8 protein-coding genes are annotated in these 9,864 nt (G+C 54.6%); 4 read left to right on the forward strand and 4 right to left on the reverse strand.

Annotated features, from left to right (window positions below; translation table 11 throughout):
* The 3 genes from WBC85_RS03145 to WBC85_RS03155 form a co-directional block, all read right to left on the reverse strand.
* Positions 1 to 1,079: tetratricopeptide repeat protein (locus WBC85_RS03145; RefSeq protein WP_424433221.1), on the reverse strand; the 1,079-nt coding region annotated here is incomplete at its 3' end.
* Positions 1,080 to 1,117: 38 nt separating this feature from the next.
* A complete protein-coding gene (locus WBC85_RS03150) occupies positions 1,118 to 2,197 on the reverse strand; it encodes a hypothetical protein (RefSeq protein WP_424433222.1) in 1,080 nt (359 codons plus the stop codon).
* Between the two features lie 190 nt (positions 2,198 to 2,387).
* Entirely contained in the window at positions 2,388 to 3,512 is a 1,125-nt protein-coding gene (locus WBC85_RS03155) for an aminotransferase class I/II-fold pyridoxal phosphate-dependent enzyme (RefSeq protein ID WP_424433223.1), read from the reverse strand.
* Positions 3,513 to 3,553: 41 nt separating this feature from the next.
* On the opposite strand from WBC85_RS03155, the gene WBC85_RS03160 reads away from it, so the two are divergent.
* The gene (locus WBC85_RS03160; protein WP_424433224.1) at positions 3,554 to 4,312 is read left to right on the forward strand and encodes an N-acyl homoserine lactonase family protein; all 759 of its coding nucleotides are present in this window, start codon (positions 3,554 to 3,556) and stop codon (positions 4,310 to 4,312) included.
* Here the strand turns inward: WBC85_RS03160 and WBC85_RS03165 are convergent.
* Complete coding sequence (locus WBC85_RS03165; RefSeq protein ID WP_424433225.1) at positions 4,309 to 5,043, reverse strand: SDR family NAD(P)-dependent oxidoreductase; 735 nt, start codon at positions 5,041 to 5,043, stop codon at positions 4,309 to 4,311. The genes WBC85_RS03160 and WBC85_RS03165 overlap by 4 nt on opposite strands.
* Positions 5,044 to 5,196: 153 nt before the next feature.
* Here WBC85_RS03165 and WBC85_RS03170 point away from each other — a divergent pair, with 153 nt between their 5' ends.
* The 3 genes from WBC85_RS03170 to WBC85_RS03180 all read left to right on the forward strand — a co-directional run.
* Positions 5,197 to 6,378 carry an ABC transporter substrate-binding protein gene (locus tag WBC85_RS03170; RefSeq protein WP_424433226.1) on the forward strand — a complete coding sequence of 394 codons (1,182 nt, stop codon included), beginning with the start codon at positions 5,197 to 5,199 and terminating at the stop codon, positions 6,376 to 6,378.
* 78 nt (positions 6,379 to 6,456) lie between these two features.
* Complete coding sequence (locus tag WBC85_RS03175; RefSeq protein WP_424433227.1) at positions 6,457 to 8,460, forward strand: aminotransferase class V-fold PLP-dependent enzyme; 2,004 nt, start codon at positions 6,457 to 6,459, stop codon at positions 8,458 to 8,460.
* A 126-nt stretch (positions 8,461 to 8,586) separates the two neighbouring features.
* Positions 8,587 to 9,864: type I secretion system permease/ATPase (locus WBC85_RS03180; RefSeq protein WP_424433228.1), on the forward strand; the 1,278-nt coding region annotated here is incomplete at its 3' end.

A 9,864-nucleotide genomic window follows, 5' to 3' on the forward strand; every position in this document is an offset into this window, starting at 1 on the left:
GAGTTGCTCTTTTTGACATTAAGGTTCAGCGACAGCATGTCTTTGTTCGCCAAGGACATACGCACACCTGTTTTCAATGCCCAGCTATCAACGTCCTGACGCGTTGAAAGCGACCGTTGATATTCACGCGTAACACCCGCGTAAAGTAGGCTACCGGGACCAATCGCAACGTTCTGGGTAAAGCCAAGGCGAAGGTACTCCATGAACGGCGTTTGACCGTACCATGTTCGCCCGCCTGTGATTTCAAACTGATGTGGCAGGTCTTTGCCAGAGCTGCTGAAGCCGCGCCGAATATAACTGAGCGAAACGGATGAAAAGGCAAAGTCAGAGCCATCGGTATTGGGCGCAAGGCGTTTGGCTTCGCTACTCATTGTGTAGGTGCGATGATCCAGACGGAACAACAGGTCATTCTGGTTGCGTGCAGATTCAGACAAACGATAACGGGTCGCGACGCCTGTCGAATACTCAACGCCTGACAGGGCTCGGGCGGCACCACTTAGCTGGAACTCGAACGGCAAATCAAAAAGCCGCGTGCTGCTGCGCATGCTCCCATTGTTGATATTCGAATTTGGCGAAGCAGAAAAACTGAACTCTGTTGCCCATGGATTAGAGCGTTTCACATAGCGAAAATCACGAACGGCGATGTTTTTGAATTCATCATTAGGCGCGTTTTGGGCAGCGCGGCGTAACCAAAGCTGAGCGCGGCTTTTTGCACCGGAAGTTGAAAGCGCCTGCGCCATGACCATTGAGGATCCGAACCGCTCGGACGCATTACGAGCCTTGCCCCATGCGCGGCGCGCCGTTGCAATAGCCTCGGGTAGGCGGCCCAAGTCACGTGCGGCGCGCGCGCGGATGATAAGGGCTTCGGTGTCATTCGGATCACGCGCGAGCAGGGCCGAAGCAATGCTGTAGCCAAGCCTGGGATCACCACCAACCACAGCGTTAGCCGCGAGATGGCGCATTTCCATAGGTGTGAACTGCGTGCTATTTGCGGTTTGGGCCTGCGCGTCTGAAAAGGAGCCGACAAGTGAAGCCGCAACAACAAAGGCACAAAAATAACTAGAAAAAAACCGCAGCATTCGCGAGCTCCAAAATATATCGTTCAATACGATTCAGGCTACTGCCGAACGGCAAAGAACCCAGCCGTTTCGCGAACCGTCACGTCCGCATATCGCGGATCATCGGCGGTCATCACGATAATGCCAGTGACCGTCGTCGCATTGTCACCTGACAAAATGGCATAATAATTGCCTTCTTCAAACACATTACCATTAAATGGATTTGTTGATTGGATTGTCCCGACAATTTCGCCGTTACTGTCAATGACACCCGGCTGAATGACAAATCGGGCCACTGGCAGCTGTGTCGTGCCGGCGCCAAAAGCGTCAAGAATATCATTTGTAACGTCAATGCCATCAAGATTAAAAACGCGGCGGTTTCGCACGACACCGATGACGCCGGAGCCTTCGTTGAAGTCGTCGAAATCAATGCGCACTTCCATGTCACCGTTAACGTATTCCAGGCCACCTTGACCCGAGAAATCACGAAGGCCACCGTAGTTGTTTTGACCCGTGTAAAGGGCCTGTCCGGACGTCGGCAACGTAACGCCGCCTTGGCGCTGATAGACAAATCCGCCAAATCCGTATTCGATGTACGCACCGGTGCGGATAATGGCGAGCGAGCTGTTGCCATCGGGCGAAACACCATAAAGCGCTCGATATGTAAGCTGTGTGATATCCGCAGATGTCAGCCCATCCACCGCCGTTGCGGGGCTTTCAAAGGCGCTCAAGGAACCGACGCGAAAACGGTCGGGCGTTCCGTCACCGTCTACGTCGATATAAACCGCAGTGTAGGGGTCTTCCCCGTCAAAGGCGAGATTGTCGACTGTGAACGTGTCGTTCGCACCATTGTACGTTACGGATTCTGCATATCCGTTACCGTATTCGCTACTCGAAGCCTCACGCCTGAAAATGGAGTTATTTGCCGAAGGGTTAGCAGTGCCAGGTAGCATGGTTCGATCTGATGAAATCGGATCGCCGCTGTCTGTCGTAACGTCTGTGTTTGGGACAGTTGTCGGATCCGTAGTCGTGGATGTTGTCGTTGTCGACGTATCCGCCTCGTCATCCATGAATGGATTGGTCCCATTACACGCCGCAAGGCTGACCAAAAGAGCGCTAAGAACGAATAAACGGGTCATGCAAACAGCCTTCAGAAGAGTCGCCCGTAAACTCTGTGCTAGCGGGGCAAAAGTCAACGTAACTTAGGCCAGCTTTCCTTATTATTCGTAAATATGTGTTCTCAACTGTGCCACAGTATCTAGGTTGGCTGGAACAAACGGGGCATACATTTTGTTGTAGTCGGGCGCTTTTGATGAAAATACAGCTCGTTCAGCCAAGCGTTTCAAGCAGGGTTTGCATGCGCCTGAGGCCAAGCTCCAACTGTGCGCTTGCACCGCCCCCTGCGCCAATTCTGATGTGGTTTGGTTGCTCATAAGCCGAGCCCGGCAAAAGAAACGTACGATAGGGCGGGGCGAGCAGTTTTTTGGCGAATTCCTCACCATTCAGATAGCCGCCAAGCCGGGCCAGACCGATCAGGCCAGCCTCTGGCGGGGTCCAAGACAATAGGGGCTGGCGCGCAATGAAAGCGTCCAGCATTTCCAGTGTTTTCCGACCATCCGCGCGCGCCACTTCGATCGCGGCGCTATATCGTTTCGCGCGCATCGCGATTTCTGCAAGCGTTTCACCCAAAATGTTCATGATTTCGCTAGAGTTTTCGCGCAATATGATTGCGTCCATGATTAGATCTGGATCGGGGCAAATCATCCAGCCTGTGCGCAGCCCCTGCAAGCCAAGCGCCTTTGACACGCTGCCTGTCGTAATGCCGCGTTCATATAGCCCTGCAATGGACGGCGCGCGCGCATCATTCCATTCCAGACCTGCATAGACTTCGTCAACGATAAGCCATGCGCCAACGGCGCGCGCAATTTCAGCGATGTCTTTTAGGTCTTGCACGCTGAGCAGGCGGCCCGTCGGATTGTTCGGGTTCGTAAGGAAAATCAGCTTGGTCTTGCTGCTTACGGCGGCGCGCAAATCATCCAACGGCAGCGCCCAGGCATCAGCTTCGCGCCGCTCAACGACTTTGATGTTTGCGCCTTTGGCGCGCGCAAGCACTTCGGCTTGGGGCCAGCCGGGTTTTTCGATGATGATCTCATCGCCAGCCTCCAAAAGCTGGCAAATGGCGAGATAATTCGCTTCTGCTGCACCCGCGGTGATTAGGACATCGTCAGGTTTACATATCCCGTCGAGGCCAGCTTCACGCAGAACATGCGCGCGCAGCTCGGGCAATCCACGAAATGAGCGACCATTCCAATCCAGCGACAGGTTCGGGTCCAGATCGTCCAGAAAGTCGCCAAGGACAGGGGATTGAGACAGGGAAAACCCGATGAAGGCCTCGGGCTGTGCCTCGGTCGTTTCAAGTAGATACTCGAAGAGTGTGTGAATCTTGACTTTCATGGATAGAGCAGCCTCAATTGTCGCCTATGGGGAGAAGCATCGTGGTTCCAAGTGGTTTCATCAAGGGGCAAGTGCAGCAATTGCATGTGCTTGATTTCGGTCTGTTTCAGGTCCACGCAAACGGGCGCATCATCGGCATTTGCGGATTCCTTATTGTTACGGACGAAGGTGAACGTATCCTCGTCGACACGGGCTTTCCCGCGAAATACGCCAAGAACATTGAGCGCGCGTCGACGCAGGACAGCTTGGGCGACTTCGGGGTTGTTCTTGAATTGACGCAGACAAATCTCCCCGCTGCGCAGCTTGCCAAGTCTGGAACAAGGCCGGATCAGATCGATCTTCTGATTATGACGCACACGCATATTGACCACGTCGGGGGGCTTGCAGATTTCCCAGATACGCCAATTCTGATCGCGAAGGCAGAGCGCGATTTACCAAAGCCGCTATATTGGCGCGGTGCGCAGCCTATGGACTGGCCCGATCGCGACTATATGTTGGTCACAGAGGATTTCGATCTTGGCCCCAACCTAAAGGTGCTTTTGGTTCCCGGACATGCGCCCGGCCAGTTGGCGTTGATGCTTGATTTACCCGAAAGCGGTCCGATGCTTTTGGTAAGCGATGCCATTTCGCGGCCCGCCGAGGTCGATGAGAAATTCGAAGGATCCTGGGATGAAGCGCAGGCCATCGCGAGCGGCGCGCGCTTGATGGCGCTGGCGAAAGATCGGGGCGCAACAATCATTTACGGGCACTGTCCAGAGCAATGGCCAACGCTGCGCAAAACGCCAGAATATTACGCCTAACGCACGTCGCGCCCCTGATTGAGGATGATGACGTTACCGCTGGATACATCTCCCATTGGACCCGCAAGAAAAGACACCCATCCTGCGATCTGGGCGGGTTGCATCGCATGACCATGGGGCATCTGCGCAATGGCACCGGCCAGAACCTCGTCACTTAAAACGCCAAAAAGTGGAGTTTCCGTCATTGCGGGCGCAATCGAGTTCACACAGATTTTGTCACGCGCATAGCGCCGCGCAAGATCTTTCGTCAGCGTGTCCAGTGCCGCTTTGCTGGCGCGATACGGGGGCGGGTCAAAGACGTCGAAATTATAGGCTCCGTTGGACGAAATATTGATGATCTTCTTCACTCCGCCGCGTTTCAGCATCAGTGGAACAGCGCTTTGGCAACAGTAAAAGGCCGTTGAGAAATTCAGCGCCATTTGCTGCTGGAACTCATCTGCGGGGATGTTCGGAAATTCCGACATAAAACATGTCCCGGCGTTGTTCACGAGGATATCAACGCCGCCAAACGCCTGTTCAACTGTATCAAATGCGGCAGCAACCGCTTTGGCATCAGTCAAATCAACCGCTAGTCCTAAAAAGCGCGCGCCAAGCGTGCTTTGCATCTCGGCAAGGCCGTCTTTAGCGATATCAAACCCGGCAACTTTCACGCCATCGCCCATAAGTGCGGCAACAAATGCACGCCCCATTCCGCCCGCTGCGCCCGTCACGATTGCAATTTTTTCGCTCATACAGCCTCTGACCCCGCCATGATGTTAGGCTTAACCTTGCGTCGCAACACAGTGTTTTGCAATCGGGCATGATAGTTTTAGCCAGAACGCTTGCCACTTAACAAAGCTAAGGGCATGGTATCGCCACAACGATATTCCTTGGGAGGGAATCTAATGAAAAAACTAATGACAGCAACGGCCGTTTCGGCGCTGATGTGCTCTGCCGCATTCGCAGAAGATATCAAGCTTGGCGTGATTTACGGCTTCACAGGCCCTATTGAATCACTGACAGGCCCAATGGCCGCAGGCGCGGAATTGGCGATGAAGGAAGTGACCGATTCAGGCATGCTTCTGGACGGCTCCACAGTGACATCTGTTCGCGCAGACTCCACATGCATCGATTCCGCGGCGGCAACAGCTGCGGCAGAGCGCCTTGTGACATCTGATAAAGTGAACGCAATTGTTGGTGCGGACTGCTCTGGCGTGACAGGCGCGGTCCTGCAGAACGTGGCGCGCGCGAACGGTATCGTCATGGTCTCCCCATCCGCGACATCGCCTGCGCTTTCCACTGCTGAAGACGATGGCCTGTTTTTCCGCACAGCGCCATCTGATGCGCGTGAAGGTCAGGTTATGACTGATATCCTTATGGAAGAAGGCATCAAATCTGTCGCTCTTACCTATACGAACAACGACTATGGCAAAGGCCTTGCCGATGCATTTATTTCTGCGTTCGAAGCTGCTGGCGGCTCCATCACCGTTAACATCAGCCACGAGGACGGCAAAGCGGACTACTCTTCTGAAGTCGGTACTCTTGCTTCTGCTGGCGGCGATATCCTTGTTGTAGCGGGTTACCTGGATCAAGGTGGACGCGGTATCATCGAAGGGTCGCTTGATTCCGGTGCGTGGGATCGTTTCGTTCTGCCAGGTGGCATGATCGGCGATAACATCCTGACGATTGGTGAGGGCCTCGAAGGCTCCTTCGGCCAGATCGCAGGCACTGACAGCCCCGGCACGGCGACCTACTCCGAGATGGCCGAGGCCGCTGGTTTTGACGGCACATCGCCTTTCACACCTGAAAGCTACGACGCAGCCGCGCTGATCATGCTGGCAATGCAGGCATCAGGCTCTTCCGCAAGCGCGGACTTCAAGGACAAGATCTTTGACGTTGCAAACGCACCGGGCGAGAAAATCTACCCGGGTGAGCTGGCAAAAGGTCTGCAAATCCTGAAAGATGGCGGCGAGATCGACTATGTCGGCGCGTCTTCTGTCGAGATGATCGGCAACGGCGAATCTGCGGGTAACTACCGTCAGGTCATCGTTAAGGATGGCAAGTTCGAGACTGTTCAGTATCGCTAAACGGTTCATGTATGACTAGGAAAGCCCCGGCTATGCTGGGGCTTTCTTCCTTTTCGGGTCAAGCCACGGAACATCTTCATGCGCAGCAACACCAAACACGCAGGTTATTTTCTTTATCATTCCATCGGGATGTATCCCGATAAGGAAGAAGAGCTTGCCGCTGCAATGGCGGAATTTGCCGAAGTTTGGGCCGCGCCGGATGACAAACAGTGGGGCTATGTTCTGCTGAAACGACAGGACTTTATCGACTACTGGCGCCGTATCATCAATGTGCCCAAAGGCTCACTGACCACCTGTGAAAGCGTCACGGACGGGATGCATAAATTGATGCGTGCTTTGCCCGAAGGACAGCTGCGCGGTAAAAAGGTGCTTGTCTCGGAAGATTGCTTTCCATCCATGCATTTCTTGCTTGCGGGTCTTGCGCCAAAGATGGGCTTTACCCTGCACACCGTCCCTAAACGCGACGGCGCGTCTTGGGTCGAACCTGAAGATTTCATCGCGGATTGGGGCAGGGATGTCGGCCTTGCGCTGCTGACATGGGTCACTTCGACCGCCAGCGCACGCGTTGATCTTGCGCCGCTCGTCGCACACGGGCGCGAGATGGGCAGCATGATTGGTGTAGACATCACGCAGGCCGCTGGCTTGATCCCGTTCGATGCGATGAACCCGAAGGTGGATTTCACGCTTTCGACCTCGCTGAAATGGATGTGCGGTACGCCGGGCGCTGGCATTCTTTACGTAGACAAAGCGCTTGCGCGTGAATTGCAGCCAGAGGCGCGCGGCTGGTTTTCCCAGAACAATCCCTTCTCTTGGGATTTGGACAAGTTTGAATATGCCCCCGACATCCGCCGTTTTGACAGCGGCACACCCGGTTCTGTTGCTGCACTCGCTTCGCTTCCTGCATTGAAATGGCATGCGGGGCAAGATCACGGCGAACTTGCCGCATGGAACCGCGAGTTGGTCGATCTGATTATCAAGCGCGCCGATGCCCTTGACCTACCGCTGCATTCCCCGCGCGATGTTGATCGCCGCGGCGGATCAGTCATGCTGCGCTTTCCCGACAAAGCCGAAGCCGCCGCTGTTGTGGGGGCACTCGGCGTTGAAGGGCTGTCTGTTGATTTTCGAGGTCAGCTTTTACGGCTCTCGCCCGGTAATGTGACAGCTAAAGAAACCATTGATGATGTGTTTGATCTGACCGGGGAAGTCATGTCGCGCCGCCGTAACCGTTTTGCGGGGCGGGGCCAAAAGACCAATGCACCCGTTTCGAAAGGAAACCCTATGTCTTCCAATGATATCCTTGGCGCGCTGGGCGGGATGCTTTTGAGCGGCGAGATAAAGATCGTCGATTGCACGGCAGAGCTTGGTCCCAACACACCCATCATTCATTTGCCCGAGGATTTTGCGGTGAACACGCCGCAAGTCGAAATTCATAAAATCAGTGAATATGATGCCGATGGGCCGTTCTTTGCATGGAACTGGCTTAAGCTGGGCGAGCATTCAGGCACCCATTTCGACGCGCCGCATCATTGGATTTCAGGCAAGGATTTCGAGGACGGCTTTACCGATACGCTGGATATGCAGCGGATCATGGCGCCTGTTAACGTGATTGATTGCTCTGCCGAGTCTGAAGCGGACAATGATTTCTTGCTTACGGCCGAGCACGTAAAAGAGTGGGAGCGCACGCATGGTGAAATCAATCCGGGTGAATGGGTCGTGATGCGCACCGATTGGGATAAACGTGCCCATGATACCGCGCTGTTCCTGAACGATGACCCCGATCCGCATGAGGACGGCAGCCACAGCCCTGGCCCGACAACTGACTGTATCGACTATCTGCTTGGCAAAGGCATCGTCGGTTGGGGCACGCAGTGCATTGGCACAGATGCCGGCATGGCAGGCAAATTCAGCCCGCCCTATCCTGCGCACAACTATCTGCACCGTGACAATTGTTTTGGCTTGGCAAGCCTGTGCAACCTCGATCAACTGCCGCCAAAGGGCGCAATCCTGATTGCTGCGCCGCTCAAAATTGAAAAAGGAACAGGATCACCGATCCGCGCGATGGCATTGGTGCCAAAGAGTTAACTGTAGTAAGCGCCATTAACAAAACATGTTATAAACGATTGTATAGTCCAATCTATTGGATGTTAAATTCAACTAGGCAGTCCTTAATTTACGAATTTTTAAACAAAACCAATAATGCAATCACATATGGCAAAGCGTAGACCGACGGGAAAAGCAGAAATGCGCGCTGCACGGCGGGCGGGCAGCAGCCTTTTAGGTTCGGTGTTTGTCTTTTCGGTGTTTGTGAACCTGTTGATGCTGACTGGTCCGCTGTTCATGCTGCAAGTCTATGATCGCGTGCTTGGATCACGATCCGAGGAAACGCTGGTCGCGCTGTTTGCCCTTGTTGCCGCTTTGTATCTGCTCATGGGTTTGCTTGATTATGCACGTGGCCGCCTGCTTGCACGTTTTGCTGTGCGGTTTCGTGAAAAGCTGGATGCCCGGGTGTTTGACGCTAGTCTTCGTCATTCGCTGATGCCCGACGCGCGCGCGCAACCTGCGGCAGGTTTGCGCCAGCTTGATGCGGTGCAAACCTTCTTTATCTCGCCTGTCATGCTTGCGCTGTTTGATATTCCTTGGACGCCACTGTTCATTGCAGCAATTTTTATCTTCCATCCGTTGCTGGGCTGGCTTGCGGTGGCGGGCGGGGGTACGCTCATTCTGGTTGCCGTTCTTAACAGTCTGCTGACCAACCGCAAAACCCTTGAGGCGCAACGAAAGTCGGTTTCGGCGCATGGCTTTGCCGATCAAACCCGCAATTCAAGCGAGATCGTGCGCTCGCAAGGGATGAGCAAAGCGATGCAAACGCGCTGGCAGAGCGTGCAAAACGATGCGCTGGTTCAAACTGTTGGAGCGAGCGATTGGACAGGCGGCTTTACCGCACTGACCAAAGCATTCCGCCTTTTTCTGCAATCGGCAATGCTGGCGCTGGGCGCGTGGCTGACGCTGGAAGGCGAGCTGACAGCTGGCGCGATGATCGCAGGCTCGATCTTGCTGGGCCGTGCGCTTGCCCCGATTGAACAATCAGTTGGTCAATGGGCGCTTATCCAGCGTGCCGTTGAGGGCTGGCGCGGACTGGGCACGTTGCTTCAGGCAATTCCTGAAGATGATGAAACGATCATTCTACCAACACCGCCCGCGCAACTGTCTTTTCAGGGCGTTGCGGTCGTGGCCCCGAAAACCCGCACCCCGATTTTGGCAGGGGTCAGTTTTACAATTGAGCCAGGTCAGGTTCTGGGTGTTATTGGCAATAGCGGCACCGGTAAATCAACGCTCGCCAAAGCAATGGTCGGCTTGTTGCCAGCAGCAGCTGGCGAAATACGTTTTGGCGGTGCAACGCTGGATCAATATGATCCCGATCAATTGGGCTCGCTCATTGGCTACCTGCCGCAAAATGTGACGCTCTTCAGCGGAACGGTCGCGGAA

It is taken from the genome of Planktotalea sp., from assembly GCF_049680325.1.
Lineage (GTDB): Bacteria > Pseudomonadota > Alphaproteobacteria > Rhodobacterales > Rhodobacteraceae > Planktotalea.